We start from the raw sequence: 26,679 nt of genomic DNA, 5'->3' as shown, positions 1-26,679 counted from the left end.
GGTTAATCATCAATGTGTTACAGAATTCTCATCACATTGGTGTTCAATTTTAAAACGTCATCAGTAATGACTCTGTAACTATCATCGGCAAACATGAGCAAATCTTTAATTAATTACTGTGAGATCAGAATAATCCCATCTTCATTTGTGATTCCGCTGACTATTTGTCCATTTGCCGTTCTGACTCTGACCGCTTGCCCAGCTGCCGCGTTGTTCATGGCTTTTCCTTCACCATTAATTGTGAAGCCTTCCCCTTGGGCTATAATCTGCACTGATTGACCGGCCTTTACGACCCAGGCGCGCCTGATCATAGACGCGGTAATAACCTGACCAGGTGTGAGATCGCGCAAAAGGACAGCGCCCTGCGCGCTTGGTAACGTCAGTATAGGGCGCAACGGTAATAAATCGAGCCTGCCTTTTGTCAAACGAATGTCTTTTTCCGTCAGCGTGGTTCCCCGATTTATCAGTCGTGCACTGGTGACATAATTCCCCGTTACCTGAACTTCGGTTTGAATGAAACGACGCTGTTGCCCGCAACGTACGGACAGGCTCACATTGCCCCACATTTTCGTATTTCCAGGTAGCGTGATTTGCGGCACTTCGCACTGTGGCCATTGCGATTCTGGCGATTTTACCACAACGTTTACGGTATTCGTGCTTCCCTGAAAGCGTGAGGCAAAAAATTGATTGATCTGTGCGGGAAGGTCGTTCGCATTGGCAGGGGCACAAAGGGTGATAAAACAGGACGCCGCCAGATAGAAGTAATAATGTATTGTTTTCATTCCTGTTCGGCTCTCCTGATCCTGATTATATCGGGCATTAAGTGTAACGATGTCAGCGTGAGGTTAAGGCAATAAATAGCGCTGCATTTGGTGTCTATTCGTTCGATGGCGTAGCCATCATGAGAATTATCCTACTCACTCCAAATTCTAACTTGCGGAGGGAGCATGCTTGATAAATTAGACGCCTCGTTGCGGTTTCAGCAGGAAGCGTTGAACTTGCGTGCCCAGCGGCAGGAAATTCTGGCCGCGAATATTGCTAATGCGGATACGCCAGGCTATCAGGCCAGGGATATCGATTTTGCCAGCCAACTCAGTAAAACGATGGAGCAAGGGCGGGTGAACGGTACGGGTATCGCGCTTAAGACCACATCTGTACGGCATATACCGGCACAGAATTTTCAGCCGCCGGAACTTGATTTGCTTTATCGCGTACCCGATCAGCCTGCGTTGGATGGCAATACGGTCGATATGGACCGCGAACGCACTAATTTTGCCGATAATAGCCTGAAATATCAATCCAGCCTGACCGTTCTGGGTGGACAGATTAAAGGCATGATGTCAGTCCTGCAGTCAGGTTCGTGATCGTAGCGCGATAGGAAGGTAAAGATTCATGTCGTTATTAAATATATTCGAAATCTCAGGCTCAGCACTTTCTGCGCAATCTCAGCGTCTGAATGTGAGCGCCAGTAACCTGGCTAACGCAGACAGCGTGACGGGTCCTGATGGCGAGCCTTATCGCGCCAAACAGGTGGTATTCGAAGTGAATGCCGCTCCGGGGCAGTCTACAGGTGGCGTACGCGTTTCCAATGTTATTGAAGATCCATCACCTGCTCGTCTGGTTTACGAACCGGGCAATCCGCTGGCTGATGGGCAGGGATACGTTCGCATGCCGAATGTTGACCCAGTGGCTGAGATGGTAAACACCATTTCTGCATCGCGCAGTTATCAGGCAAACGTCGAAGTGTTGAATACGACAAAATCGATGATGCTGAAGACGTTAACGATCGGGCAATAATCGGGAGACGAAATAGTGTCTGTAACAATTAATGATACGTCCTCGGCAACGAGAACACAGAGTACTTCGTCGACAACGGCGGTAGAGAAGAACAGCAGCGCTGACCTACAGAATCAGTTTCTGACCCTTCTGGTTGCGCAGTTGAAGAATCAGGACCCGACGAACCCGATGAGCAACGATCAGTTGGTCAGCCAACTTGCTCAGCTTAATACGGTCAGCGGTATTGAGAAGTTGAATACCACATTGGGTTCTATCTCTGGTCAGATCAATAATAACCAATCCATGCAGGCAACAACGCTGATTGGTCACAGTGTCATGATCCCTGGAAAAGATATTCTTGTTGGTAAAGAAACCAGTACCCCCTTTGGCCTGGAACTGGAAAAAGCAGCAGAGGTTGTTACTGTCACCGTTAATGATGCGACAGGTAAAGCTGTTCGTACGATCGAACTGGGCACGCTTTCTGCCGGTGTTCACTCATTCAACTGGGATAGTAAACTTTCTGATGGCACGGTTGCGCCTGATGGGGCTTATACCTTCACTGTTGCTGCCAGTACTGGCGGCGCACAGCAAGTTGTTCAGCCATTGAGCTATGCGGTTGTCAATAGTGTCGTTCGCGGCGATAACGGTGCATTACTGGATTTAGGACTACGCGGCAGAGCCACCATGGACGATGTCCGGCAGATTCTGTAACGGTGTAAATTTCATGTTATTCCAGTGAAATTCACTATCTGGAATATGACTTAATAAATTCTCTGGAGAGCGACATGGGTTTTTCTCAGGCGGTCAGTGGTTTAAACGCGGCATCTAATAACCTGGATGTTATCGGTAATAACATCGCTAACTCGGCGACAGTGGGTTTTAAATCCGGGACCGTCACATTTGCGGATATGTTTGCGGGTTCTAAAGTCGGTATGGGTGTGAAGGTTGCATCGGTATTGCAGGATTTTGGTAACGGTACGGTAACTTCATCCTCACGAGACCTGGATATTGCGATTAGCGGCGGTGGTTTTTACCGTCTGCAAGACACCAATGGCTCGACTTATTACAGCCGTAATGGTCAGTTTATGCTGAACGGTCGTAATATCGTCAACGCACAAGGTATGCAACTGACAGGTTACCCGGTTGCTGGTACACCACCAGTCGTACAAACGGGTGCCGATCCGGTTCCGTTGACTGTTCCTGATGGGGACATGCTGGCGAACGCAACGACCACTGCATCGATTAAAGCTAACCTGAAATCTTCAGATGCTATTCCGACAACGGTCTGGGCTACCAATCCTGGCGCAGAAGGCACTTATAATAGTAAGACCGCACTAACAACCTATGACAGTCAGGGTAACGTGCATAATTTCACGCTGTATTTTGTTAAAACAGCGGATAATACGTGGCAAACATATGCTAAGGATGACTCCATCACTCCAGCCACGTATCAAAATGCGGGGACGATGAATTTTGGGGCGAATGGTGCTTTGTTGTCTCAGACCGTAACAACACCTCCTGTTCCTCCTGCAACGACGCCGACTACGACAGTAGTTCCTGGATTCACAATAAACCTTGTAGGCACCAATGGTGCAGCAACGGGGACATACAGCCTCAACTTCACTGGCAGTGTGCAGCAAAACACGGAGTATAGTTACAAGAGCCCAACCCAGAACGGTTTCGGCCCGGGATCGCTGACCGGTTTTGCTATCAATGACGACGGCACGATCGAAGGCAGCTACAGCAACGGTCAGAAGCAGGCGCTGGGTCAGATCCTGCTGGCTAGCTTTGCTAACCCAGAAGGTTTATCCCCTGAAGGGGATAACGCCTGGTCTGAAACTGCGAGCTCTGGTCAGGCTGTTGTTGGTCTGGCAGGTACCGGAAGTCTGGGTAAACTGATCGGCAAATCTACCGAAAGTTCAAACGTTGACCTGAGTAAAGAGCTGGTCAACATGATTGTTGCGCAGCGTAACTACCAGTCGAATGCGCAAACCATCAAAACTCAGGATTCCATTCTGCAAACGCTGGTTAGCCTGCGTTAATTATCCTAACGGGGACATTGCATGGATCACGCGATTTATACGGCAATGGGTGGCGCGAGTCAGTCATTGGAAAAGCAGGCGATTACTGCGAACAACTTGGCGAACGCCTCAACGCCGGGTTTCCGGGCACAGCTTTCCGCACTGCGTGCTGTACCGGTAAATGGGTTGACACTGCCCACCCGAACGTTGGTTGTTGCTTCAACGCCCGGCGCTGATATGACTGAAGGCGTGATGAATTATACTGGCCGTGCAATGGATGTCGCTTTACCAAAAGAGAGTTGGCTGGCAGTACAAACTGCTAACGGCGGTGAAGCGTACACCCGTAATGGTAATATGGAGATCAACGCTGATGGGCAGTTGACTATTCAGGGGCGTGTTGTGATGGGTGACGGCGGGCCGATTGATGTACCGCCACAGGCTCAGATCAGCATTTCTCCTGATGGTACGATTTCTGCGCTTAATGCTGGGGACCCGCCGAATACAATTGCCCAATTGGGGCGTTTGAAGCTTGTTAAGGCTACCGGACAAGAAGTTGAACGGTCCGATGATGGATTGTTCCGCTTGACGCAACAGGCTCAGCAACAACGTGGTAATGTTCTGCAAAACGATCCTACCGTGCGTATTATGCCGGGTGTAATCGAAGGCAGTAATGTGAACACGGTCGATACAATGGTCGATATGATTGCCAATGCTCGTCGCTTTGAAATGCAGATGAAAATCATTAGCAGCGTCGACGATAATGCACAACGCGCTAATCAGATATTAGCAATGGGTTAAGCGCCGAGTGCGCACAGGAGTGAATAAATGATCCGTTCTTTATGGATTGCAAAAACCGGCTTGAATGCTCAGCAAACCAATATGGACGTTATTTCCAATAACTTGGCAAACGTCAGCACCAATGGTTTCAAGCGTCAGCGTGCGGTATTTGAAGACTTGATGTATCAAACGATTCGTCAGCCCGGAGCTCAATCTTCAGAGCAAACCATGCTACCGTCCGGTTTGCAGTTAGGTACGGGTGTTCGTCCGGTATCAACAGAGCGTATTCATACTCAAGGGACTTTTTCCGAAACGGGCAACTCTAAAGACGTTGCGATTAAAGGTCAGGGATTCTTTCAGGTCCAGTTGCCTGATGGGACAACGGCTTACACGCGTGACGGTGCCTTCCAACTTGATGGTAACGGCCAGTTAGTGACGTCTAGCGGTTATCAGGTCCAGCCTGCTATTACTGTTCCGGCGAATGCGACAGAACTGAATATCGGTCGTGACGGTATTGTCAGCGTTAAAGTGCAGGGACAGGCGGCAACAAACCAGATTGGCCAGTTGACGCTGACAACCTTTATTAACGATAGCGGCCTTGAAAGCATGGGTGAGAACCTGTACCTGGAAACGGCGAGTTCTGGTGCACCAAATGAAACGAACCCAGGTTTGAATGGCGCAGGTCTGCTGTATCAGAAATATGTCGAAACCTCCAACGTCAACGTGGCAGAGGAATTGGTATCGATGATTCAGACTCAGCGTGCTTACGAAATCAACAGTAAAGCAATTTCTTCTTCTGACCAAATGTTGCAGAAATTGACCCAACTGTAATGGGTAACCCGCTAATTTCAGGAGCGGATATTCTGGCTCCTGATAGTAGCAATGTAGACAGTGTTTAACGGGGTAATGATGACCATAAGCACCCGATGAGTGGGCTAGTATGGTTTTGATTTACCCCGTGAATATGTGAAATAGATTAATTTAAGGCGATATCCGCAGTGATAATGAATGCAAAGTCGGTTATCAAACCACTCCGCCGACACCGTCTGTTGGCATTGATCGCGATGCTAGCACTTAACGGTTGCGCCTATATTCCGCATGATAAAGTTGTCACTGGGCCTACGACTGCTCAGCCAGGATCGCCTGTATTAGCGGGTCCTAATGGTTCTATCTTCCAAACCGTGCAGCCGATGAATTATGGCTACCAGCCGATGTTTGAGGATCGTCGCCCACGTAATATTGGTGACACATTGACGATCGTGTTGCAGGAAAACGTCAGCGCCAGTAAAAGTTCATCAGCGAATGCTGCTCGTAATGGGGCGTCGACGTTTGGTGTCGCGACGACACCACGTTATCTCGAAGGACCTCTAGGGAACAACCGTGCTGCATTGGATGCCACAGGTACTAATGACTTTACGGGGAAAGGTGGTGCTAACGCCAACAATACGTTCAGCGGCACAATTACCGTTACTGTGGGTCAGGTGCTGGCTAATGGCAACCTGCAGGTTGTTGGCGAAAAACAAATTGCAATTAATCAGGGAACAGAGTTTATCCGTTTCTCTGGGGTAGTTAATCCGAGAACCATTAGTGGCAATAACTCGGTGCCATCAACCCAGGTTGCGGATGCGCGCATTGAATATGTCGGTAATGGCTATATTAACGAAGCGCAAAACATGGGCTGGTTACAGCGGTTCTTCCTCAATGTTTCCCCGTTCTAAGTTCAAGAGGCCTGTCATGCGGATTGCATCATTTTTCACTGTACTGCTGACGTTACTGGTGCTGAATATTGCCCCTGCGTCAGCAGAGAGAATTCGCGATCTGGTGAATATCCAGGGCGTACGCGGTAATGCGTTAATTGGTTATGGTTTAGTCGTTGGCCTCGATGGTTCTGGTGACCAGACCATGCAGACGCCGTTTACGACGCAAAGCTTAACTAACATGCTTTCCCAGTTGGGGATTACCGTCCCTGCTGGAACCAACATGCAGTTGAAGAATGTGGCGGCGGTTATGGTCACGGCGGAACTTCCGCCTTTTGGTAGAACAGGCCAAAATATTGATATTGTTGTGTCTTCACTCGGTAACGCGAAGAGTCTGCGCGGCGGGACACTGTTAATGACCCCATTGAAAGGGGTCGATAATCAGGTCTATGCCCTTGCTCAAGGTAATGTGTTGGTTGGCGGAGCTGGTGCATCCGCTGGCGGAAGCAGTGTTCAAGTTAACCAGCTTGCCGGCGGTCGAATCAGTAATGGTGCGGTTATCGAGAGAGAGTTGCCAAGCACGTTTGGCACATCGAATACCATCATGCTGCAACTGAAGAACGACGATTTTTCGATGGCGCAGAAGGTGAGTGATGCAATCAATCGCTCTGGATTCGGTGGTACCGCGAGTCCGTTGGATTCTCGGACTATTCAGGTCCTTGCCCCGCATGGTAACAGTTCTCAGGTTCGCTTTCTGGCCGATATCCAAAATATTGACGTTAATGTTGGTATCCAGGACGCCAAGGTTATCATCAACTCCCGTACCGGATCTGTCGTGATGAACCGCGATGTCACGCTGGATAGCTGTGCTATCGCTCAGGGCAACCTTTCTGTGACAATCAATCAGCAGGCCAACGTCAGCCAACCTAATACACCATTTGGCGGTGGTCAGACGGTTGTAACACCGCAGACAGAGATTTCGGTTCAGCAAGCGGGTGGTGCTTTACAGCGTGTCAATTCCAGCGCCAACCTCAACAACGTCGTGCGTGCACTGAATTCTTTGGGCGCGACGCCGATGGAGCTGATGTCTATTCTGCAGGCGATGCAAAGCGCAGGTTGCTTGCGTGCCAAACTGGAAATTATCTGATGAGTGATATGCAGACGCTGAATAACGCAGCCTATGATGCGCAATCCCTGAATACGTTGAAGCGTGAAGTTTCAGGCAATCCTCAAAGCAAAGAGGGCATTAGAGCGGTTGCGCAACAAATGGAAGGCGTGTTTGTACAATTGATGATGAAAAGCATGCGTTCAGCGATTCCGCAGGACGGGCTCTTCAACAGCGATCAGACGCGTCTGTATACCTCAATGTATGACCAGCAAATTGCTCAAGAGATCTCAACTAAAGGCAAGGGGCTTGGGCTCGCGGATGTTATGGTTGAGCAATTGACCCGACAATCCCCAGAGGCTACGGCGGCTAAAGCCGCTGTTCCGTCTGTTCCATTAACATTTGATGGTGATGTGCTCAGAAGCATGCCAACCGCAGCTGTGGAGCAGATGGTACGTAAAGCGCTGCCCAAATTGCCCGCTACGGGTTCAGCGTTGCCGCTATCCAATAGTAATTTTGTGTCTCAGATTTCCTTACCTGCTCAGATTGCCAGCCAGCATAGCGGCATACCTCATCACCTGATTATCGCTCAGGCTGCGCTTGAATCTGGCTGGGGGCAACGCGAGATCCCTACCGAAGACGGGCGTCCAAGTCATAATCTGTTTGGTATCAAAGCTGGCAGCAGCTGGAATGGGCCGACAACAGAGATAACGACGACAGAGTATGAGCAAGGCGTGGCCAAAAAAGTAAAAGCCAGCTTCAGGGTGTACGATTCCTATATTGAGGCTATTGGTGACTATGTGAAATTGTTGACCAATAACCCACGCTATTCTGCAGTGATGAGCGCTGGAACGGCTGAGCAAGCGGCTCATGCGTTACAAAAGGCGGGTTATGCAACGGACCCACAATATGCCCAAAAACTGGTTAGCATGATCCAGCAAATGAAGAGTTCGGGTGAGAAAGTAGCGAAAGCCTACACTCACGATTTGAGTCGGCTATTTTGATTTTTTTATTCAAGATTTGCGCTTCCTGACCGATATAGTAATTAACTTATGTAGCGTATTTGCTGCTTTCAGCATTTGGTTAATCGCGCAGGGCGAAAAAAGCCTGTGTAAAAGGAACAACACCCTATGTCCAATTTAATTAACACAGCGATGAGTGGCTTAAAAGGTGCACAGGTTGCGCTGAGTACCGTGAGTAACAACATTAGTAATCAGGCTGTTACTGGCTATAGTCGGCAAAATGCGATTCTTGAGCAGGCAACTAGCAGCAGCACATCCGCTGGGTATATTGGTAACGGTGTTAATGTTGTTAGCATTAATCGTCAGTACAATGAATTCATCACCAACCAGCTGCGTTCTGCGCAAACGACAAGTAGCTCGGTTTCTGCTTACTACGAGCAAATCTCCAAAATTGATAATCTGTTGGCTAGCAGCACAACGAGCCTGTCATCAACGATTCAGGGGTTCTTTTCTAACCTGCAAAACCTCACCAGTAATGCGGGCGACTCGTCGACTCGTCAAACTGTACTGGGCAAAGCTGAAGGGCTGGTAAACCAATTCAAGGTCACGGATAAATACCTGCGTGACATGGACAGCGGGCTGAATACACAGATTCAAAGTACTGTTGGCCAAATTAATACGTATACCGACCAGATCGCCTCGTTAAACAACGAAATCACGAAACTAATGGGCGCAAATAGTGGCACGATGCCTAACGATTTGCTCGATCAGCGAGATCTTCTTGTCGATCAGCTCAATAAATTAGTGGGTGTTGATGTTACCGTTCAGGATGGGACGGTTTATAACGTTGCATTAAAGAACGGTACTAATCTGGTTCAGGCAGGTACGAGCAATCAATTAGTTGCAATTAGTTCCAGCATTGACCCATCTCGCCTCACCATCGGATATAAAGACCGGACAAACGATGTTGTCACGTTGAATGAGAGTTCATTAACCGGCGGTTCATTAGGTGGTTTGATCGCTTTCCGTTCCGAGACGCTAGATGAGGCGCGTAATCAGTTAGGGCAGTTAGCATTAGCATTTGCTGATGCATTTAATGCCCAACACCAAAAAGGTTTTGACCACGATGGGGTCAAAGGCGGCGATTTCTTTTCGTTTGGTAAGGCTGTTGTTCTGGATGATAGCAAGAATGCGGGTAACGCCGTGTTGACCCCGTCTTACACTGATACCAAAGACGTACAAGCGACCAATTATTCGGTTAAATATGACGGCGCTAGCTGGCAAGTTACCCGTTTATCTGACAACTCAAAATTTACGGCAACGGTGGATACCTCTGATAACAGCCTGAATTTTGATGGTATCAAGATGACTATCTCGGGTACGCCAGCAACGAACGACAGTTTCTTGCTTAAGCCAGTTAATGATGTCATTACCGATATGTCCGTCGCTATTTCTGACCCTAATAAGATTGCTGCGGCATCCGTTAAGCTTGATTCTGCCGGCAACCCGGTGGTGGATGGAAGCGGTAATCCCGTGTTTGGTGGTGTAGGTGATAATACCAACGCGAAGGCATTACTTGCGCTGCAAAATGAAAAAATTGTCGGTGGTAAAGCGAGTGCTTCTGGCGCATATGCGAGCTTGGTGGGCATGATCGGTAACCAGACCAGTACGCTGAAGATCAATAATACATCGCAGCAGAACGTTGTTAAGCAACTAACAGCAGAACAGCAATCTGTATCTGGTGTGAATCTGGATGAGGAATACGGCGATCTGATGCGTTACCAGCAATATTATATGGCCAATGCTCAGGTCATCAAAACAGCACAATCCATATTCGATGCACTTTTAGCTGCTCGTAACTAGTTTGACCATTTGATTGAGAGGAGTTAATACCATGCGCTTAAGTACCAGCATGATATATCAGCAAAATATGCAAGGCATTCTGAATGGTCAGACCGCGTGGCAAAAAACTGGCGAGCAACTCTCGACTGGGAAACGAGTTGTCAACCCATCTGACGATCCGATTGCTGCAGCAGGGGCCATTATGCTTGGTCAGGCTCAGTCTGAGAACGGTCAGTACACGCTAGCACGCACATTTGCGAAGCAAAGTATGTCCCTGGAAGAGTCTATTCTGGACAAAAGCACGAACACGATTAGCAGCGCATTGACCGAAGTAATCAAAGGCGGTGGTGTTTTGAGTGATGACGATCGCAAATCGGTCGCGACTTCCTTGCGTGGTATGAAAGCTGAACTGCTGAATATGGCTAACAGCACTGACGGTAATGGTAATTATATTTTTGCTGGTTATAACACCGACAAAATTCCTTTTGTTGATGGTGCTACTGGCGTTGAATATTTGGGCGGTAATCAGGCGATCTCACAACGCGTAGATGCGTCCCGAAATATGACGGTTAGCCATGTTGGTTCCGCGGTGTTCAATGGAACAACCGGTGATGCTCAAGCAGAACCGGATGGTAGCATTCAGTCAGATTTATTTGAGACTTTGGATATCGCAATTAAAGCGCTTGAAACGCCTATTGCTGATGCTGACGATGCAACAAAAGCCAGTGTAGCAGCGGCATTAGAGACGGCAAACCGCGGTTTAAAAAATTCCTTTAATAATATTTCTGCCGTTCGTGCAGAGTTGGGTATTCAGCTCAATGAGATTGATAACCTTGATGCTATTGGTAAAGATCGTGATGTAGCCAATAAAACTGCATTGGGGCAACTGCAGGATACTGATTGGTATGACGCAATTTCGTCTTATATCATGCAACAGTCTTCTCTGCAGGCCTCTTATACGGCTTTCCAAAATATGCAAGGAATGTCGTTATTCCAGATTAAATAGTAGCAATAGACGATATTTTTCTATTCTACTTTACGGTTTGAATACGCTTAAACCGGGCGTATTTTTTAGGCGTGTCACTCCTTTCATTATATTGAATGGATGACATGCCATTTTTTATTCCCCCCAGCATCCTCAATTCCCTTTGGCATTCTATTTTATATAGCACCTATTGTTTTAGTGCATGGACTGTTTTAGAACATCATTATCTGATGCGCTTTCTTGGCGCGATCTGGAAAAATCACAGCGTCGTATAGCAATACGATGAGCTACAGTAGCAAACTGTAAGAATGTTAAATTGGGAATAAATATATGTGTCTGGTTTCCGTATTGGCCTCACTTCGACCACTAAGGATATATAGGGGACGGCTAAGAACTTGCTAGCTGGGTGAGAATGTCAGCGAGTAAATCGAATACTTCGCTGAATAAATGCTCCGCAAAGGGTGGGATAAGAGGAAGTAATAAACCTAGGGTCATGATTCCCACCGTGAGGGTAATCGGAAAGCCAACGACAAATATTGAGAGTTGAGGGGCGACGCGGTTAAGCATACCTAGTGCCAGGTTAATGGTTAGCAATAGGGTTATAATTGGCAGCGCCAGCATTAATCCGTTAATAAAAATCAGTCCACCGGCACGAGCAAGAGCGAGAAAAGCGTGGCTGTTAATAGGATTGGCGCTGATGGGCAGAGTATAGAAACTATCTGCTAATAGCGAAATCATCCAGAGGTGCCCATCAAAGGTTAAGAACAGTAGGATTGCGAGAATATTCAGAAAACGGGCGACCACCTGCATATTCGGGCCGCCAGTGGGATCAAAGAAGGTCGCAAAAGCGAGCCCCATTTGTAAGCCAATGAGTTCGCCAGCATGACGAATAGCGGCAAATGCTAACTGCATTGATAGGCCGAGTGTAACACCGATGAGAATTTGCTGTATTAACAGCCATACGCCCGCGATGGAAAAAATAGGCGTGGTATTTAACGGCAAATAAGGCGCTACGAGTAAGGTAATCAGTACGCCCAGACCGATTTTTACTCGATTGCCAATTGCTCTTTCGTTAAAGACAGGAGCGGTGCTGATCAGTGCGAGAATTCTGACAAAAGGCCAGAAAAACTGACTGACCCAATTCACCATGTCCCAACTGTTAAACGTCAGCATGCTTACCCAATAATATTAGGTAACTGGCCGAATAGCGTACGCATATAGTCCAGCATGAGGTTTAACATCCAAGGGCCAGCGATCACTAAGGTGAAGAAGACCGTTAGGATCTTAGGGATAAACGATAGCGTCATTTCGTTTATCTGAGTGGCTGCCTGCAGGAGACTAATAAGCAGCCCGCTGAGCAGTGCTGCCATCAACGGAGGCGCTGCCAACGCCAATGCTACCTTCATTGCCTCATAGCCAAGCGCCATCACCGATTCTGGTGTCATAGTCGCATTCCTCTATTGGTCTAACTATAAAAACTCTGGGCTAATGAACCGAGTAGCAGCTGCCAGCCATCGACTAATACGAAAAGCATGAGTTTAAAAGGCAATGAAATAGTTGCCGGAGGAACCATCATCATCCCTAGTGCCATCAATACGCTGGCAACAACGAGGTCAATGATGAGGAAAGGGATAAATACGGTGAAACCAATTTGGAAAGCAGTTTTTAGCTCGCTTGTCACAAATGCGGGGAGAAGTACACGCATGGGCACCGCTTCAGGTCCCTGGATCTCTGGAATTTCTGCCAACCGGGTAAATAACGCCAGATCGGTTTCCCGGGTCTGCCGCAGCATGAACTCACGCACGGGTTCCGCGCCACGTTCGATGGCGACTTCCATGCTAATTTGATCCTGACTGAAGGGAAGATAAGCTTCGTCATAAACGCGGTTTAGTACTGGCGACATGACAAAAAATGTCAGGAACAGCGTCAACCCGAGCAACACCTGGTTCGGTGGTGCGGTTGGTGTACCCAGTGCGTTACGTAACAAGCTCAGTACAATGATGATTCGGGTGAAGCTGGTCATCATTAACAGTGCAGCAGGAAGAAACGTTAATGACGTGAGTAAAACCAGCGTCTGTACGGATAGTGTCCAGCTCTGCCCACCGTTAGGTAGAGGTTGCGTCACAATACCGGGAAGCTGTGCCCATACCGAGGGTGCCATGAACAATAAACCGATGGCTAAACCGTAGCGCAGTGTGCGAAGCAGGGCGGTGATACGAAAATAATTAGGCAAGGCACTCATTCCGATTTTTCCGGACGCTTTAAAACTTTCTTTAACAGTTGATTGAAATCTACCGGCTTGGTATCACCAGTTGAGGAACTGTCGTTGGTTGGTTGTGCTGGAAGTGTATGCAGCGGCGTGATTTGCTGAGCCGTAACACCTAACACCAGCCAGGTATTATCAACTTCCACAATAACGACACGTTCACGCTGCCCGACAGGGCAACTGGATACGACTTTTAACAACTTATTTTGCTTGGCTTGGGGAGCAAAACCGAGTTTGCGAGCTAGCCAGGCAATCAGCAGAATAAATAATAAAATACCAGCTAGCACGCTACCAACCTGTGTCAGTAACATGCTGCCGGTAAGTGGTGGCTCAGCAACAAGTGTTGACTGCTGACTTGCTACTGGAGCGGGGGATGATATCGAGGCTATTGCCATTAACGACTCAGGCGGCGCATACGTTCGGATGGCGTGATGATATCTGTAATACGAACACCATACTTGTCAGATACAACAACAACCTCGCCCTGGGCGATCAAATAGCCATTGATCAGGATATCCAATGGTTCACCTGCTAAGCCATCAAGTGCAACAACGGAGCCCTGAGTCAGGCGCAGTAACTCTTTGATCGTCATTTTAGTCCGGCCAAGCTCAACGGTGAGTTTGACAGGAATATCCAATATCAGGTCGATATCCTGCAGAGCACCCAGCGGATCATGACCGTCTAGCGACTTAAAAATACCTTCCGTTGTCGCGGCCGGTTTTTCTGCAGCCTGCTGCTCGTTAAATGCATCAGCCCACAGATCGTCCACTGATTCCTTGTCGTCGGACGGTTTCTTGGTGTCACTCATGGGGCTGTTCCTCGTTATCCAGAGAATTCAATATAGGGTTAATCAAATGTTCAACACGTAGGGCATATTGCCCGTTTAATGTGCCATATTGGCTGGTCAGCACGGGCACGCCGTCAACATGAGCAACGATTTTGTCAGGTTTGTCGATCGGTAAGACATCACCGGGCTGTAGCTTCAGAATCTTGGAGAGTCGCAGCGGAATATCAACAAAGTTTGCAACTAATTCTAATTCGGAATGCTGTACCTGCTTGGCTAAGGTGTCTCGCCAGCTCTGATCTTCCTGACGCGAGTTTTCCAATGGTGGATTCGCGAGCAGTTCACGCAGCGGCTCGATCATTGAAAAAGGAATACAGATGTTAAATTCGCCAGTCAGCGAACCGATCTCAACATGAAACGGCGTCGTCACGACGATATCATTAGGTGATGTCGTGATGTTGGTAAACTTGACCTGCATTTCTGAACGCACGTATTCGATGTCAAGTTTGTAAATCGCATTCCAAGCTTCGCCATAGGCTTCCAGAGCCAAGCGTAACATACGTTTGATTACTCTTTGCTCTGTATGGGTAAATTCGCGACCTTCTACTTTCGTCGGGAAACGACCGTCACCGCCGAAAAGGTTATCTACAGCGATAAACACCAAACTTGGCGAAAACACAAACAATGCAGTACCGCGTAGCGGTTTTAAGTGGATAAGGTTCAGGTTTGTCGGTACCGGAAGGTTCCTGGCAAACTCATGATAAGGTTGGATCTTGATTCCACCCACCGTAATGTCTGGGCTACGGCGCAACAGGTTAAACAATGCCATTCTAAATTGACGCGCGAAACGTTCATTAATAATTTCTAATGCCTGTAAACGTTCGCGAATGACGCGTCGCTGAGTGTTCGGATCATAGGGTTTAACGTCCCCGTCCGTTTTTGATGTCGCGTTGCTATCAGCGTCGCTGTCGCCGCTGTCGCCATTCAATAGTGCATCAATTTCTGCTTGTGAAAGAATACTATCGCCCATAATGGTTACCGCAGTATAAAGGCCGTGAACAGAACATCAGTAACGACCTGGTTAGGTTGACCAGGAACTAATGGTGGGCTTAGCACTTGCTTAATTTGCTCTATCAGCTTCTGTTTACCTTGCTCATTGGCAAGCGCAATCGCATCCTGACGAGAAAGCAGTAATAAGAGTCGGCTGCGAACTTCTGGCAGATAATTCGTAAACCGTGTACGCGTGGCTTCATCGGGTAACCGCAGCGTGAATCCAACATATAACACGCGATCAGGGTCATTATCTGCATTGACGAGATTAACGGTAAAGGTATCCAGTGGCATGAAAACAGGCTCTGGCGGTGGCGGCGCTTCCTGCTCAGCCGTTGCTGCGTTTTTCTGATTTAATAGCCACCAGGCGGCGCCCGCAGCGCCAGCCGCAGCGAGAGCAACGATAATCAGTAGTATTAGCCAAAAAGACCGTTTACGTCCTGGTCGAACTTGCATATCAGACATAGCTAAAGAGAGTTCCCGTTACTTATCGATATTTACTGCCGTATGAAACCAGCAATAAATAAATGCGTAATGTTGATGATTATCCTGCCTATTGCTATGTTCAATACAAGGAATAGGCAGGGAAAACCGTGCTAACTTATTCGTTTACTTCAGTTTCAGGCAAAGATATCAACGCCGTTGACGGATGATGCTATTGATCTTAACGGTTCTGGTACGTTTAATAATTCACCTGTTGAGCCTTCTGCTGAATGGCCAAATTGTTGTTGGTAAGACGGGCCACGGTTAGTGCTATCGTTGTTATTACTGGCCATTTGCTGTTGCCAGGCAGAGGAATCACTACCTACGCTGCTCTGACCAAGGTTAATTCCGCTCTCTGCCATCGCATTACGCAGGTGAGGCAGCGCAGCTTCCAGGGCTGAGCGAACCTGGCTGTTTGCTGAGGCCAGATGAATTTGAGCCTGGTTATCATCGATTTTTAGACTGATGTGCAGGGCACCCAATTCCTGTGGGTTCAAACGTAACTCTGCGGTCTGCTGACCATTACGGCTGAACATAATGATTTGCTGTCCCAATGCGTCTTGCCATTGTGGTGAACCAAATGGTGCGTTCAGTTGAGCACTCGCTGCCTGAGGCGCTGGCGTGGTCGTTCCCACCGAGGCTGGCTGAATGTGCATAGCCTGTGCGACAGGTGGCGTTGTTTGAGACGCGCCGTTGCCTAATGTAGAGACTGATTCAGACACATTGCGATCGCCCGCAAGGGAATTTGGCGTCGTTAGCGCAAACTTTGTAGCCTCATCAGCAGACTCGGTTGTTGTTGATGAGGTTTGCTTGGCTGCATGATGCAGATCGCGTGATATGCCTGCATCTTTATCTGAGGTCACTGAAGCGTCGAGCAATTTTACCAGTGTGCCTTTAGCACTTTCACCCGTAGTGTTTAGTACTGATGCAGATGCCTCATTCTGCCGTTTAGCGTCAATGAGTCCTGGAATCGTTAACCCTGCGTTTACGGCATTCGCTGCAATATTATCAGCGGCGGCAGGTTGTGTAGCAAGCGGCGTTGTCTGCAGCATGGCAAGCAGTGCCTGCATGGCGATAGCGTCATCTGTCTTGCTGCCACTCTCTTCTTTATCCAGATTCTTAAACTTCGCCTGCCCCACAATTTCTGGGTTTTGCTTACCTGCTGTAATCGTTGCTCCCGTCAGAGAACTGAAAGAAGAAAGCAGGGCATTTAAATCGTCACGGTTAAGCGAAGCATTATCTTTCCCTAATGCGCTTAACAGGGCTTCTTCGTCTACTTTATCGAGCGTTTTTTTACCCGAAGTATCGGCTACTTGTGATATGCGTTTGCTCAACAGATCAACAAAATCTTTTGGCAGCTCACCCTGTGTCAGTAATGAAGCAGAAGAACTGCTTGTATCACTGGCAGCGGTAGCTATAGGTAATGCGGACAGATTCATGATTCTGCTTTCCTCTGTGAGGCCCGTTGGGCAAATTCATCCATTTGTTTTTGTTCTATTTTATTCTCTTTGGCAAGCTGTCTTGTCAGTTCGCGATCCTGCAGTTTTTCAAATGCGTTCAAGCGCTGCTGTTTTTCTTGCCAAGTCTTCATTGCTAAATCTAAACGTGATGTCCATTGCGAGAGCTGTTGTCTATGTTGCTCAATTGCACTGTCCAGCGTTCGGATGAACTGCTGATAATTTTGCCAGCTATTATTCGCCATACCAGAGGACATCGTCGAGTTCAATTTTTGACGATAGTCATCCTGATAGTTTAACAGCATATTGAGCTGCTGCTCGGCCTGTTGATGTGCCTGACGTACCTGGCCCAACTGGCCAGCAGCTTTCTCAACGTCCTTCTGCGCCAGTTCGCGTAGTGTAACCAGCGGTGACTGGGTTTTCATCTGCTCTCCTACTCGTTACGAGGGAAAATAGTGTGCAACGCCTGGCAGGACTCGTCATAGTTACTTTGTTCAAACATACCCTGCTGCAAAAAGGCTTCCAGGTGCGGGTAAAGCCGAATTGCCCTGTCAAGCATAGGGTCGCTGCCTGCGGCGTAGGCACCAACACTGACTAAATCACGGTTACGTTGGTAACTGGATAGTAACTGTTTAAACTGCCTTACAGAAGCATAATGCCCTTCATCGATCAGCGCTGTCATCGCACGACTAATCGATGCTTCAATATCAATTGCCGGATAATGGCCAGACTCAGCTAATTGGCGTGACAACACGATATGTCCGTCAAGGATGGCACGAGCGGAGTCAGCAATAGGATCCTGCTGATCGTCACCTTCTGTTAGAACAGTATAGAAGGCGGTGACTGAACCACCTCCATGAATACCATTACCTGCGCGCTCTACTAGCGCGGGTAATTTAGCGAAGACAGAAGGAGGATACCCCTTGGTCGCCGGCGGTTCGCCAATGGCTAACGCAATTTCACGCTGCGCCATAGCATAGCGCGTTAGCGAATCCATGATGAGCAGAACGTGATGCCCGCGATCGCGAAAATCTTCAGCAATACGCGTGGCATACGCGGCACCCTGCATCCTTAATAATGGAGAAACATCTGCTGGTGCAGCAATAACGACAGAGCGTGCTCGTCCTTCGGTGCCCAGGATATTCTCGATAAAATCTTTTACTTCCCGACCACGTTCACCGATAAGGCCAACAACGATGACGTCAGCTTGAGTATAGCGTGCCATCATCCCCAACAGCACACTTTTACCTACCCCTGAGCCTGCAAACAGACCCATTCGCTGCCCCCGACCTACGGTAAGCAAGGCGTTGATGGCCCGAACACCCACGTCCAGAACACTTTCGATTGGCGTTCTCTGTAATGGGTTGAACGGCGGCGTAATCAGGGGCGCGCGATAGCCTGTATCTGGCGCAGGTAAACCATCCAGCGGTTTTGCGCTACCATCCAGTACACGACCCAGTAATTCAGGGCCTAAGGGCAATTGCTTCCCTTGGCTGCTGCTATCCTGGCCGACGCGAGCGTAGACACGCGCTCCCGGGGTAATACCTTCAACTTCTTCCAGCGGCATAAGAAAGAGTTTTTGCCCGTTGAAACCGACAACTTCGCTTTCGATTTCTTCAACCTGCGAGCCATTCTGCCGTTCAATGAGGCAGGTGGCACCCAGTGGCATATGTAACCCTGTCGCTTCCAATACCAAACCTGTCGCCCGGGTTAAGCGGCCGTAACGACGCACCGAAGGCGTGTCATCAATGCGCTTCTCAAATGAATCGAGAGAAGAAAGCCAGCGTCCGAGGCGTGAAGTCATTATAGCTCTCCCGGTGCGGCTAAACGGCAAAGCTCATGCCAACGTGTTGCCAGGCTAGCATCCAGATCGCCTTCTTCTGCGCTGACTTTACAACCACCAGGGTGAAGTTGACTATCGGCAAGCAATCTCCAACCATGCAAGCTGAGTGTCGGGCCCAAATATTGTTCAACACGTTCCAGGTCTGAAGGGTGAACGCGCAGCTGCGTTTTCCCTGAGAACATAGGCTCTTGCTGGATCAATTGCTGTATTTGACCAAGCAGGGCATTACCGTCACACACCGGAGGTTGTCCCAGAATCTGCTTGGCCGCAGTCAAAGCCAACTGCATCAGGCGAGCAGGGATCACACTGTCGAGCGTATCCAACGTCTGTTGGAATTCGGTGACCATTTGCTGCATCTGTTCGATGATCGGCTGCTGCTGCTGCAAGGAATTTTGCAACCCCTGCTCTTGCCCCTTCGCTAAACCTTCCTGATAACCTGCGTCATAGCCTTGTTGGTGGCCTTGAGCAAAACCTGTTTCTCGCGCCTGTTGCATCGTGCTTTCACGCAGAGACGCGAGTTCATCCTCTAAAGTGGGGACGGCGTTCTCTTCGTTGAAACGCTCCAGCGCAGGCACTTCAGGCTCATCAGTTACCTGATATGCGGGTACGGACTTTGAAACCGGTTCAGCCAGGTCATTGAGCTTCCAGGGCTGCCAAGCCAGATTTTTGGGGGCATTAGACATACGCATCCTCGCCGCCACCGATAATCATCTCGCCACTGTCTGCCAGTCGACGAACGATAAGCAGAATCGCTTTCTGTTCGTTTTCAACCTGCGACATACGTACCGGACCACGAGTTGATAGGTCGTCGCGAAGAATTTCTGCTGCACGCTGAGACATGTTGCGCAGGAATTTCTCGCGTAACGGCTCTTCGGCGCCTTTCAATGCCAACAGCAGAGATTCGGACTCGACTTCTTGCAGAAGGCGTTGGATGCTGCGGTCGTCCACGTCCACCAGGTTTTCGAACAAGAACATTTCGTCGATGATTTTCTGTGCCAGTTCGCCATCGAATTCGCGTACTGCATCGATAACCGCTTCTTCCTGCTGGGTTTTCATCAGGTTGATAATTTCAGCCGCAGTACGAACACCACCCATTTTGCTGCGTTTGAGATTCTGACCATCCAGCAAGCCATTCAGAACGTCTGTTAATTCTGCTAGTGCAGAAGGCTGAACACCGCCGAAGGTTGCGATACGTAGCATAACGTCATGACGAAGACGTTCGTCAAACAAGGCTAAGATATCGGCAGCCTGAGCACGCTTCAGGTGTACCAGGATTGTTGCGATAATCTGCGGATGTTCGTCGCGAATAAGGTCTGCGGCAATCTGCGGCTCCATGAAGTTGAGTGTTTCCATTCCACTCGTAGAGTCGCGGCTTTCTAGAATATCTTCCAACAGGCTAGACGCTCGCTCTTCACCAAGGGCTTTAACAAGCACTGAGCGAAGGTAGTCACCCGCATTCACACTGAGTGCGGCATATTGCTCTGAATCAGCCTCAAATTCTCTCAGGATTTCAAGTAACTGCTGTTGTGAAACCTGTCGCATGTTCGCCATTGCAGAACTAAGGTGCTGTACTTCTTTCGTCGAAAGATGAGTAAACACTTCTGCCGCGCGGTCTTCACCAATGGTCATCAATAAGATAGCGCTTTTTTCTGTTCCTGTCAGGTTCATAGTTCAGTACTCATCCATTGACGAATTACCAGAGCGACAACGCGTGGATCGTTCTCTGCCATTTCACGTATGCGATTACTTTGCATTTCTGCATTGACGCGTTGCTGTGATTTCCGCTGCTGTTCAACTTCCGAGCTACTCAAGTTGACCATAACATCGCTGTCTGCACCTTGAGACAGGGCAGCCGCCGCCAGTGCCGCTTCTTGTTGCTGTGCTTTTCTCTGCAACTGTGGACGAACCAGTTTACGCCACAGAATCCAGGCAACGATCAGAACCAGCAGCCAGCGGCCAGCTTCCATTAGGAGATCGAAGAATGCCTGTTTTTGCCAGAACGGAAGTTCGCCAGAACCGTCGGTACTGTCCATAAATGGCGTATTAACGACATTTAATGTATCGCCACGTTCAGCAGAGAAGCCCATTGCTTCGCGTGCTACCGTTTCAATCTGTTTGATCTGTTCTTCCGTAAGTGCAACCGGTTTGCCATCCGCACCAGGAGGCTGGTAGTTAACAATAACGGCCGCAGACAAGCGCTTCACACCACCCGAGCTGTGTTTGGTATGTAAAATCGTCTTGTCGACTTCATAGTTGGTTGTTGCATCATTGCGAACATTTGATGTTTGAATAACGGTATTCGCATTTGCTGCATTAGCTTGCGCACCTGCCGCATTGTTTTGGTTCTGCTGGCCAGCCTGATTGTTCGCATTGGCATTAGCGTTATTTGGCGGCGTTGCGATAGGCGCTGTAGGAGCTGGTGCAGGCTGATTGGTTAATGCACCAGGAACGCCACCGACATTCGGGCCCCCTCTTTGCTCACTCTGGCTGGTTTGCTGAGAGCGAACTGCTGCTTTATCTGGCGGTTGGTTGGGCTGATACTGTTCGTCAGTTTGTTCACGAGCAGAGAAATCGATTTGCGCGGTGACCTGGGCATGTACATTACCCATACCAACCATCGGCGCGATAATGGACTCTATGCGGCGTTGGTACATCGCCTCAACTTCGTTGCTGTACTTCAGTTGTGCAGCATTCAGATCTCGGCCACTGCCGCCAGCCTGCGTTAACAGGCGTCCGGTCTGATCAACGACCGTAACATTATCTGGTGGCAGGCCAGCAACACTGCTGGAAACCATATAAACGATGGAATTGATTTGCCCTTCATCTAATGCACGACCCGGCTGTAATGTCAGGGTGACGGAAGAAGAGGGGGCTTTTTGCTCACGAACGAACAATGAAGGCTTCGGTATAGCAAGGTGAACTCGCGCATTCTGAACGGGGCCGAGCGTTTCTATCGTTCTGGACAGTTCACCTTCCAGCGCACGCTGGTAATTAATCTGCTCGCTGAATTGGCTGATGCCAAACTTTTCCTGATCGAGCAATTCAAAGCCAACTGCGCCGCCTTTTGGCAGCCCCAATTGAGCAAGTCGGAGTCGGGTCTCATAGACATTTGCGGCAGGAATCATGATCGCCCCGCCATTTTCCGCAAAGCGATAAGGGATATTCAGCTTCGTTAATTCGCTGACAATTGCACCACCGTCACGGTCATTTATATTGCTATAAAGCACTCGATAGTCTGGACCTTTGGCCCATAGCGTCAACGCAACGACGATAGCAATGGTCGCAGCGGCTGCGATCAATAGCGGAATTTTCGGATTGGCGCGTAACCGGTTGAGTATTTCGCCAAAGCTATTTTTACCGGTAGCGGAGCCGGTTAATGAGGCGTTCATACTCTATCTCTGCTTGGTTGTTGAACGATATACTTAACGTTGTGACGTGACAAAACAGAACTCCCTGATTGCGCAATCAATAAAACATTTCGCCTACATTTATCGGCATGTCATTATTTTCCGTAAAAGAAAAATCGATGGGTCGATAAGGTGGCATTTTTCGCGCTAATTGTGCGATTTATCTGAAAAGCTGTGTGATAGGGTAATGCTGTCATAGAAAATGCATAAGCAGTCATACTCTGTATGATGTAGTGAGGTGTTATGTCAGTTCAAGGAATAGATGGTGTTTTACAGCAAATGCAGGTCAAAGCTCTGCAGGCTGCTGACACGCCAATAGCCAGACCATCGGTAGAACCGGGTTTTGCCAGTGAGCTGAAAGCCGCGATCGATAAGATCAGCGACACGCAGCAGACGGCTCGTACGCAGGCTGAAAAATTTACCTTGGGTGTGCCAGGCGTAGCATTGAATGATGTGATGGTGGATTTGCAGAAATCATCCATTTCAATGCAGATGGGCATTCAGGTGCGTAATAAACTAGTATCTGCGTATCAGGAAGTGATGAATATGTCTGTTTGATGTCGTCTAACGACATCAACCTGCAACGAGCAAAGTCATTGTGCGTAATCTCACTGCTAATGCAATGGAATTACGCACAATCTTTATTTGTGCCGGTTTCCCATCTGTGTCGATTCCCTGTCTTCACGTCCTCTAATCTCTAAATTCTTAACGCGTGCTGATTTCGCTATGCTGATAGTCTGAGCATGCAGAGTAAAAGCACCGTTTGTGGGTAAAAAAACGCGCCCGTATCGGATGAAGATAGGAGCGCGAGTGTCGTATATAACGAGTATGAAATTATGAGCTTGGCTCACCTGGAGCAGGTTCACCAGGTAGCAATCGATGGCCCGCAAATTCGCTATAAGTTGTATTAATTGACTTTTGCTTCAGTGATTGCCCCATTAACGAACTTAACTCGTCCATCCGCTTCTGCAGAAGTTGTTTTACTTTCGCTTCATTATCCATCACTTCCTGCAAAATCTGTCGCAGATGCAAACGCATCACGCTGTCAATTTCGTCAGGAATTGGCGTGTTAACTAAGCCTTCAACTGACTGAACATAAACAATCTCTTGCTCAACCAACGTATCCCACTGGCCGCTAACAGCCAAATGAAGAATTTTTTGACTCAGAGACAAAAGTTGTTGGTAATCTTTTAGAAGCCGATGGGGGGAGGCCATTAACGTACTTCCTGCTCTGGTTTGTAATTAGGACCGATTTGCCGCCAGGCATCAGCGATGTTTTCCAGCAACGCTTCGACGTCTTCTATTGCTTTTGCATCGTTATGTAAATTGGCAATCAACAAACGTTGAGACATGTAATCGTACAGGGCGGACAAGTTTTCAACGAGTTCTCCCCCTCTTTCCATGTCCAAACCGGCTTTTAGTCCGTTATTGATAATGTTGATCGCTTTAGATAACGCCATGCCTTTGCCCGGAATATCGCCTTGCTCCATGAGGATGCGTGCGCGTACCATTGCACTGCGTGCACCATCAAATAACATGACGATAAGCTGGTGAGGGCTTGCGCTCATTACACTGCTTTCAAGGCCTACCTGAGCGTAGGCCTGACTGCCTTTCATATTGTACATCTCGTTACCTATCTACTTAATCAGCAAACTTTAGAGCTTGGAGAACATGCTGGTCAAACTTGCACTGGTTGAGCTCATGTTAGACATCGCTTTATCGAGATCCGTAAACTGTTTCTGGTAGCGAGCAATTGTTTCTTCAATACCGTCTTTGATTCGTTGAGATTGGGTATCCAGGCTTTTGATTGTTTTATTAATACCATCTTCTTTCGTTTTGATCGTACCATCGACGGTATCAAGGAGTTCTTTCAGATAAACACGTGTTTCTGTCGCAAAACCCGTTTTGTCATTATCACCCACGAAGAAGGCTTGAACCTTACCTGGCTCTTCTTTAAGCGCTTTTTCCAGAGCCGTGTTGTCTATTTCAAGTTTACCGGTCTTAAAATTTTGTTTGATGCCTAAATCGGCGAGAATATTAAACTCGCCATCTCCGGTTTGTACTGTGGTGAGCTGAGCTTTAAGTGAATTCTGTATACCACGAACCGTTGAGTCACCGATTAACGCACCGTTTGTGCTGGATTGACTTTCTCCGACTTCAACTGCGGTATATTTAGTTTGTGCAGCAATCGTATCTTGCAGGCCGTTATAGGCGTCAACCCATGCTTTTATCGCATCTTTCATGCCCGTGATGTCTTGATCAACGGTCAGGGTTTCAGGTTTAGTTGCTTCTGTTTTAGCCTGTAGCGTTAGGCTGACGCCCTCAAAGGCATCATCAATCGTATTGCTTTGGCGTTCAATGGTAATACCGTTTGCAATGATCACGGAATTCTGTGCGGCAACCTTTTCGGTTGTTGCACCCAGAACACTACCGCTGTCAGTGATTGTCATTTCACCTTTTTCGCCGCTATTTCTGGCTGTTAGCATCAGGTAATATTCATTATCTTTGGCTTTGACTACACTCGCGCTTACGCCGCCGTTTGCTTTATTAATCGCATCCCGGACGTCGTTTAACGAGGTTTCCCCGCCTTTAATATCAACCGTCAATGACTTACCATCGGCTTGGGCTATAGTGAGACTGCTATCTGATGAGCTTAGTGCCGTGGTTGCACTTGTCTTAACTCCAGAGGTAATGGAGTGAGCTTGAGCTAATTGCTGTACTTCAATACTATAACTGCCAGCGACGGCCTTGCTGCTTGTTGTTGCAGTAAATGCTTTATTGGTGCTGGATACTTTTGTGTTGGTTATTCCATCAATCGAGCCCGCGACAATACCGAATGACTGTGATTTGGCTAAGGCATTGGTAGCGGTATTGAGCTTGTCGAGTGAACTTTTAAGCGCACTGACTCCAGTAAGTTGAGCTTTATAACTGGCTTGCTGTGTTGTAATGGGCGTCAAACGTTGGTTTTCAGCTGTTCTCAATTGGGTTAACAAACCGGCCAAATCTAAACCTGAACCCACACCTAATGAAGTTACGCTTGCCATGATCGAATCCTTTATCTATCCAGAGCCAATGGTCTATGTATCAGTTATCGGCAGTACGAATAATAAGTTTAGCATTTTGAGCGAGAGTTATTTCTATCCAATATCATGGATCCTGTCTTAAGCGTTGCTGGATAGAAATTCAGTTGTACTATCAGTCTCAAAAAAAGATGTGTGGTAAAAAATTAAAGCTTTTGAAAAGTGTTCCGATAAATAGACACAACGGGGATGACCCCGTGGGTCTAACCCGAAACTTACATCTTATTGATTAAGGAACGCTATCATGGCATCGATTAATACTAACATCATGTCTCTGGTCACCCAGAACAACCTGAACAAATCACAATCTTCTCTGGGCACCGCTATTGAGCGTTTATCTTCTGGTCTGCGTATCAATAGTGCAAAAGACGATGCTGCTGGTCAGGCGATTGCCAACCGTATGACTGCACAGGTTAAAGGCCTGACTCAGGCTGCGCGTAACGCGAACGACGGTATCTCCCTGACGCAAACTGCGGAAGGTAACCTGAACGAAATCAACAACAACTTACAGCGTGTTCGTGAGCTGGCGGTTCAGGCAGCAAGCGACACCAACGGCAGTACTGACCGTACTTCAATCTACACTGAAATGAAGCAACGTCTGGACGAAATCGACCGTGTTGCTGGCGCAGCATCGTTCAACGGCACGAACCTGCTGGACGGTACGGCAAGCGGCGGTATCAACATTCAGGTTGGTGCCAACACCGGTGCTAATGAAGTGATTACCATCGACTCTGGCGCGCTGGTTAACGCGACGACGACGTCTGGCGCAGGTTTGGCTTCTGGTGTATCGACCGCTGTAACTGCAATTAGTGGTGGGACAGGTGCTATCGGTGGTTCTGGTGGTCTGGCACAGGATATCGTTGATGCCGTTGATACCGCACTGAAAGCAGTAGATACCGCGCGTAGTAACCTGGGTGCGATCCAGAACCGTTTCGAATCCACGATCACCAACGTGAACAACACCATCAACAACCTGTCCAACGCCCGTGGCCGAATTCAGGATGCGGATTATGCAGTGGAGGTGTCGAACATGACCAAGGCGAACATTCTGCAACAGGCAGGTACGTCAGTCCTGTCTCAGGCGAACCAGGTTCCTCAGACCGTTCTGTCTCTGCTGCGTTAATCGTAAGCAACACAGCGTGAT

The 26,679-nt window shown here is 48.3% G+C and carries 30 protein-coding genes; 13 read left to right on the top strand and 17 right to left on the bottom strand.

Annotated elements, in window-relative coordinates:
* Positions 1–113: 113 nt before the first annotated feature.
* Positions 114–782, bottom strand: coding sequence for a flagellar basal body P-ring formation chaperone FlgA (gene flgA, locus Q3A88_RS17025; RefSeq protein ID WP_110162292.1), 669 nt, complete (start codon positions 780–782; stop codon positions 114–116).
* Between the two features lie 165 nt (positions 783–947).
* Here flgA and flgB point away from each other — a divergent pair, with 165 nt between their 5' ends.
* The 11 genes from flgB (at position 948) to flgL (ending at position 11,186) form a co-directional block, all read left to right on the top strand.
* Complete coding sequence (gene flgB, locus Q3A88_RS17020; RefSeq protein WP_010279550.1) at positions 948–1,364, top strand: flagellar basal body rod protein FlgB; 417 nt, start codon at positions 948–950, stop codon at positions 1,362–1,364.
* 28 nt (positions 1,365–1,392) lie between these two features.
* The gene (flgC, locus tag Q3A88_RS17015; protein WP_010279553.1) at positions 1,393–1,797 is read left to right on the top strand and encodes a flagellar basal body rod protein FlgC; all 405 of its coding nucleotides are present in this window, start codon (positions 1,393–1,395) and stop codon (positions 1,795–1,797) included.
* A 15-nt stretch (positions 1,798–1,812) separates the two neighbouring features.
* Positions 1,813–2,487, top strand: a complete 675-nt coding sequence (gene flgD, locus Q3A88_RS17010) for a flagellar hook assembly protein FlgD (RefSeq protein WP_110162293.1) — start codon at positions 1,813–1,815, stop codon at positions 2,485–2,487.
* A gap of 74 nt (positions 2,488–2,561) precedes the next feature.
* Positions 2,562–3,818 (top strand): flagellar hook protein FlgE, encoded by a 1,257-nt coding sequence (gene flgE, locus Q3A88_RS17005; RefSeq protein ID WP_110162294.1) that lies wholly within the window; start codon positions 2,562–2,564, stop codon positions 3,816–3,818.
* Positions 3,819–3,839: 21 nt separating this feature from the next.
* Complete coding sequence (locus Q3A88_RS17000) at positions 3,840–4,595, top strand: flagellar basal body rod protein FlgF (RefSeq protein ID WP_039285786.1); 756 nt, start codon at positions 3,840–3,842, stop codon at positions 4,593–4,595.
* 27 nt (positions 4,596–4,622) lie between these two features.
* Entirely contained in the window at positions 4,623–5,405 is a 783-nt protein-coding gene (gene flgG, locus Q3A88_RS16995; protein ID WP_011093286.1) for a flagellar basal-body rod protein FlgG, read from the top strand.
* Positions 5,406–5,578: 173 nt separating this feature from the next.
* Complete coding sequence (locus Q3A88_RS16990; protein ID WP_110162295.1) at positions 5,579–6,292, top strand: flagellar basal body L-ring protein FlgH; 714 nt, start codon at positions 5,579–5,581, stop codon at positions 6,290–6,292.
* 16 nt (positions 6,293–6,308) lie between these two features.
* A complete protein-coding gene (locus Q3A88_RS16985; protein ID WP_110162296.1) occupies positions 6,309–7,418 on the top strand; it encodes a flagellar basal body P-ring protein FlgI in 1,110 nt (369 codons plus the stop codon).
* Positions 7,418–8,380, top strand: coding sequence for a flagellar assembly peptidoglycan hydrolase FlgJ (flgJ, locus tag Q3A88_RS16980; protein ID WP_110162297.1), 963 nt, complete (start codon positions 7,418–7,420; stop codon positions 8,378–8,380). Before Q3A88_RS16985 ends, flgJ begins: the two co-directional genes overlap by 1 nt.
* Before the next feature lie 126 nt (positions 8,381–8,506).
* On the top strand, positions 8,507–10,201 hold the full coding sequence (flgK, locus tag Q3A88_RS16975; protein ID WP_039285795.1) for a flagellar hook-associated protein FlgK: 1,695 nt from the start codon (positions 8,507–8,509) through the stop codon (positions 10,199–10,201).
* Positions 10,202–10,232: 31 nt separating this feature from the next.
* Positions 10,233–11,186 (top strand): flagellar hook-associated protein FlgL, encoded by a 954-nt coding sequence (flgL, locus tag Q3A88_RS16970; RefSeq protein ID WP_110162298.1) that lies wholly within the window; start codon positions 10,233–10,235, stop codon positions 11,184–11,186.
* 366 nt (positions 11,187–11,552) lie between these two features.
* Here the strand turns inward: flgL and fliR are convergent, their stop codons facing one another.
* The 13 genes from fliR to fliF all read right to left on the bottom strand — a co-directional run bounded on the left by fliR (position 11,553) and on the right by fliF (position 22,437).
* Complete coding sequence (fliR, locus tag Q3A88_RS16965) at positions 11,553–12,338, bottom strand: flagellar biosynthetic protein FliR (protein ID WP_317178326.1); 786 nt, start codon at positions 12,336–12,338, stop codon at positions 11,553–11,555.
* A gap of 2 nt (positions 12,339–12,340) precedes the next feature.
* Positions 12,341–12,610 carry a flagellar biosynthesis protein FliQ gene (fliQ, locus tag Q3A88_RS16960; RefSeq protein WP_010279609.1) on the bottom strand — a complete coding sequence of 90 codons (270 nt, stop codon included), beginning with the start codon at positions 12,608–12,610 and terminating at the stop codon, positions 12,341–12,343.
* A 20-nt stretch (positions 12,611–12,630) separates the two neighbouring features.
* Entirely contained in the window at positions 12,631–13,326 is a 696-nt protein-coding gene (gene fliP, locus Q3A88_RS16955) for a flagellar type III secretion system pore protein FliP (protein WP_172644770.1), read from the bottom strand.
* 77 nt (positions 13,327–13,403) lie between these two features.
* Entirely contained in the window at positions 13,404–13,826 is a 423-nt protein-coding gene (gene fliO / locus Q3A88_RS16950; protein WP_110162299.1) for a flagellar biosynthetic protein FliO, read from the bottom strand.
* Entirely contained in the window at positions 13,826–14,239 is a 414-nt protein-coding gene (gene fliN / locus Q3A88_RS16945) for a flagellar motor switch protein FliN (protein WP_010279616.1), read from the bottom strand. The genes fliO and fliN overlap by 1 nt, the downstream gene beginning before the upstream one ends.
* Entirely contained in the window at positions 14,232–15,245 is a 1,014-nt protein-coding gene (fliM, locus tag Q3A88_RS16940) for a flagellar motor switch protein FliM (protein WP_110162300.1), read from the bottom strand. Before fliM ends, fliN begins: the two co-directional genes overlap by 8 nt.
* Positions 15,246–15,250: 5 nt before the next feature.
* Entirely contained in the window at positions 15,251–15,730 is a 480-nt protein-coding gene (gene fliL / locus Q3A88_RS16935) for a flagellar basal body-associated protein FliL (protein ID WP_110162301.1), read from the bottom strand.
* A gap of 155 nt (positions 15,731–15,885) precedes the next feature.
* Positions 15,886–17,187, bottom strand: a complete 1,302-nt coding sequence (locus tag Q3A88_RS16930; protein WP_110162302.1) for a flagellar hook-length control protein FliK — start codon at positions 17,185–17,187, stop codon at positions 15,886–15,888.
* On the bottom strand, positions 17,184–17,630 hold the full coding sequence (gene fliJ / locus Q3A88_RS16925; RefSeq protein ID WP_010279625.1) for a flagellar export protein FliJ: 447 nt from the start codon (positions 17,628–17,630) through the stop codon (positions 17,184–17,186). The genes Q3A88_RS16930 and fliJ overlap by 4 nt, the downstream gene beginning before the upstream one ends.
* 8 nt (positions 17,631–17,638) lie before the next feature.
* Entirely contained in the window at positions 17,639–19,009 is a 1,371-nt protein-coding gene (gene fliI, locus Q3A88_RS16920) for a flagellar protein export ATPase FliI (RefSeq protein ID WP_014915896.1), read from the bottom strand.
* A complete protein-coding gene (fliH, locus tag Q3A88_RS16915) occupies positions 19,009–19,731 on the bottom strand; it encodes a flagellar assembly protein FliH (RefSeq protein ID WP_110162303.1) in 723 nt (240 codons plus the stop codon). The genes fliI and fliH overlap by 1 nt, the downstream gene beginning before the upstream one ends.
* Entirely contained in the window at positions 19,724–20,716 is a 993-nt protein-coding gene (fliG, locus tag Q3A88_RS16910) for a flagellar motor switch protein FliG (RefSeq protein WP_103860356.1), read from the bottom strand. Before fliG ends, fliH begins: the two co-directional genes overlap by 8 nt.
* A complete protein-coding gene (gene fliF / locus Q3A88_RS16905) occupies positions 20,713–22,437 on the bottom strand; it encodes a flagellar basal-body MS-ring/collar protein FliF (RefSeq protein WP_110162304.1) in 1,725 nt (574 codons plus the stop codon). Before fliF ends, fliG begins: the two co-directional genes overlap by 4 nt.
* 261 nt (positions 22,438–22,698) lie before the next feature.
* On the opposite strand from fliF, the gene fliE reads away from it, so the two are divergent.
* Positions 22,699–23,013 (top strand): flagellar hook-basal body complex protein FliE, encoded by a 315-nt coding sequence (gene fliE, locus Q3A88_RS16900; protein ID WP_010279635.1) that lies wholly within the window; start codon positions 22,699–22,701, stop codon positions 23,011–23,013.
* Positions 23,014–23,289: 276 nt separating this feature from the next.
* On the opposite strand, the gene fliT is transcribed toward fliE, so the two are convergent.
* From fliT to fliD, 3 genes are read right to left on the bottom strand one after another with little or no spacing between them, the layout of a single operon-like run.
* A complete protein-coding gene (gene fliT / locus Q3A88_RS16895) occupies positions 23,290–23,670 on the bottom strand; it encodes a flagella biosynthesis regulatory protein FliT (protein WP_039285813.1) in 381 nt (126 codons plus the stop codon).
* Positions 23,670–24,080 carry a flagellar export chaperone FliS gene (fliS, locus tag Q3A88_RS16890; protein WP_039285815.1) on the bottom strand — a complete coding sequence of 137 codons (411 nt, stop codon included), beginning with the start codon at positions 24,078–24,080 and terminating at the stop codon, positions 23,670–23,672. The genes fliT and fliS overlap by 1 nt, the downstream gene beginning before the upstream one ends.
* 30 nt (positions 24,081–24,110) lie before the next feature.
* The gene (gene fliD / locus Q3A88_RS16885) at positions 24,111–25,499 is read right to left on the bottom strand and encodes a flagellar filament capping protein FliD (protein WP_110162305.1); all 1,389 of its coding nucleotides are present in this window, start codon (positions 25,497–25,499) and stop codon (positions 24,111–24,113) included.
* A gap of 280 nt (positions 25,500–25,779) precedes the next feature.
* On the opposite strand from fliD, the gene Q3A88_RS16880 reads away from it, so the two are divergent.
* Positions 25,780–26,658, top strand: coding sequence for a flagellin (locus Q3A88_RS16880; RefSeq protein ID WP_110162306.1), 879 nt, complete (start codon positions 25,780–25,782; stop codon positions 26,656–26,658).
* The last annotated feature ends 21 nt before the right edge of the window (positions 26,659–26,679 follow it).

Source organism: Pectobacterium sp. HCp5_1 (assembly GCF_032905925.1).
In the GTDB taxonomy this organism is placed as follows: domain Bacteria; phylum Pseudomonadota; class Gammaproteobacteria; order Enterobacterales; family Enterobacteriaceae; genus Pectobacterium; species Pectobacterium brasiliense_A.
The sequence above is the reverse complement of the archived record's forward strand: the minus strand, read 5'-3'. Positions and strand labels throughout refer to the sequence as shown.

What these genes read in the sequence shown, in the direction of transcription:
- fliG (WP_103860356.1), bottom strand. Translation starts at nt 20,716, where the DNA reads ATGAACCTGACAGGAACAGAAAAAAGCGCTATCTTATTGATGACCATT.
- fliS (WP_039285815.1), bottom strand. Translation starts at nt 24,080, where the DNA reads ATGTACAATATGAAAGGCAGTCAGGCCTACGCTCAGGTAGGCCTTGAA.
- fliM (WP_110162300.1), bottom strand. Translation starts at nt 15,245, where the DNA reads ATGGGCGATAGTATTCTTTCACAAGCAGAAATTGATGCACTATTGAAT.
- fliP (WP_172644770.1), bottom strand. Translation starts at nt 13,326, where the DNA reads ATGGCACCCTCGGTATGGGCACAGCTTCCCGGTATTGTGACGCAACCT.
- fliD (WP_110162305.1), bottom strand. Translation starts at nt 25,499, where the DNA reads ATGGCAAGCGTAACTTCATTAGGTGTGGGTTCAGGTTTAGATTTGGCC.
- fliT (WP_039285813.1), bottom strand. Translation starts at nt 23,670, where the DNA reads ATGGCCTCCCCCCATCGGCTTCTAAAAGATTACCAACAACTTTTGTCT.
- fliF (WP_110162304.1), bottom strand. Translation starts at nt 22,437, where the DNA reads ATGAACGCCTCATTAACCGGCTCCGCTACCGGTAAAAATAGCTTTGGC.
- Q3A88_RS16985 (WP_110162296.1), top strand. Translation starts at nt 6,309, where the DNA reads ATGCGGATTGCATCATTTTTCACTGTACTGCTGACGTTACTGGTGCTG.
- fliQ (WP_010279609.1), bottom strand. Translation starts at nt 12,610, where the DNA reads ATGACACCAGAATCGGTGATGGCGCTTGGCTATGAGGCAATGAAGGTA.
- Q3A88_RS16930 (WP_110162302.1), bottom strand. Translation starts at nt 17,187, where the DNA reads ATGAATCTGTCCGCATTACCTATAGCTACCGCTGCCAGTGATACAAGC.
- fliL (WP_110162301.1), bottom strand. Translation starts at nt 15,730, where the DNA reads ATGTCTGATATGCAAGTTCGACCAGGACGTAAACGGTCTTTTTGGCTA.
- fliH (WP_110162303.1), bottom strand. Translation starts at nt 19,731, where the DNA reads ATGTCTAATGCCCCCAAAAATCTGGCTTGGCAGCCCTGGAAGCTCAAT.
- fliJ (WP_010279625.1), bottom strand. Translation starts at nt 17,630, where the DNA reads ATGAAAACCCAGTCACCGCTGGTTACACTACGCGAACTGGCGCAGAAG.
- fliI (WP_014915896.1), bottom strand. Translation starts at nt 19,009, where the DNA reads ATGACTTCACGCCTCGGACGCTGGCTTTCTTCTCTCGATTCATTTGAG.
- flgC (WP_010279553.1), top strand. Translation starts at nt 1,393, where the DNA reads ATGTCGTTATTAAATATATTCGAAATCTCAGGCTCAGCACTTTCTGCG.
- fliN (WP_010279616.1), bottom strand. Translation starts at nt 14,239, where the DNA reads ATGAGTGACACCAAGAAACCGTCCGACGACAAGGAATCAGTGGACGAT.
- flgJ (WP_110162297.1), top strand. Translation starts at nt 7,418, where the DNA reads ATGAGTGATATGCAGACGCTGAATAACGCAGCCTATGATGCGCAATCC.
- flgB (WP_010279550.1), top strand. Translation starts at nt 948, where the DNA reads ATGCTTGATAAATTAGACGCCTCGTTGCGGTTTCAGCAGGAAGCGTTG.
- flgE (WP_110162294.1), top strand. Translation starts at nt 2,562, where the DNA reads ATGGGTTTTTCTCAGGCGGTCAGTGGTTTAAACGCGGCATCTAATAAC.
- flgG (WP_011093286.1), top strand. Translation starts at nt 4,623, where the DNA reads ATGATCCGTTCTTTATGGATTGCAAAAACCGGCTTGAATGCTCAGCAA.
- Q3A88_RS16990 (WP_110162295.1), top strand. Translation starts at nt 5,579, where the DNA reads ATGAATGCAAAGTCGGTTATCAAACCACTCCGCCGACACCGTCTGTTG.
- Q3A88_RS16880 (WP_110162306.1), top strand. Translation starts at nt 25,780, where the DNA reads ATGGCATCGATTAATACTAACATCATGTCTCTGGTCACCCAGAACAAC.
- Q3A88_RS17000 (WP_039285786.1), top strand. Translation starts at nt 3,840, where the DNA reads ATGGATCACGCGATTTATACGGCAATGGGTGGCGCGAGTCAGTCATTG.
- fliE (WP_010279635.1), top strand. Translation starts at nt 22,699, where the DNA reads ATGTCAGTTCAAGGAATAGATGGTGTTTTACAGCAAATGCAGGTCAAA.
- fliR (WP_317178326.1), bottom strand. Translation starts at nt 12,338, where the DNA reads ATGCTGACGTTTAACAGTTGGGACATGGTGAATTGGGTCAGTCAGTTT.
- flgL (WP_110162298.1), top strand. Translation starts at nt 10,233, where the DNA reads ATGCGCTTAAGTACCAGCATGATATATCAGCAAAATATGCAAGGCATT.
- fliO (WP_110162299.1), bottom strand. Translation starts at nt 13,826, where the DNA reads ATGGCAATAGCCTCGATATCATCCCCCGCTCCAGTAGCAAGTCAGCAG.
- flgA (WP_110162292.1), bottom strand. Translation starts at nt 782, where the DNA reads ATGAAAACAATACATTATTACTTCTATCTGGCGGCGTCCTGTTTTATC.
- flgK (WP_039285795.1), top strand. Translation starts at nt 8,507, where the DNA reads ATGTCCAATTTAATTAACACAGCGATGAGTGGCTTAAAAGGTGCACAG.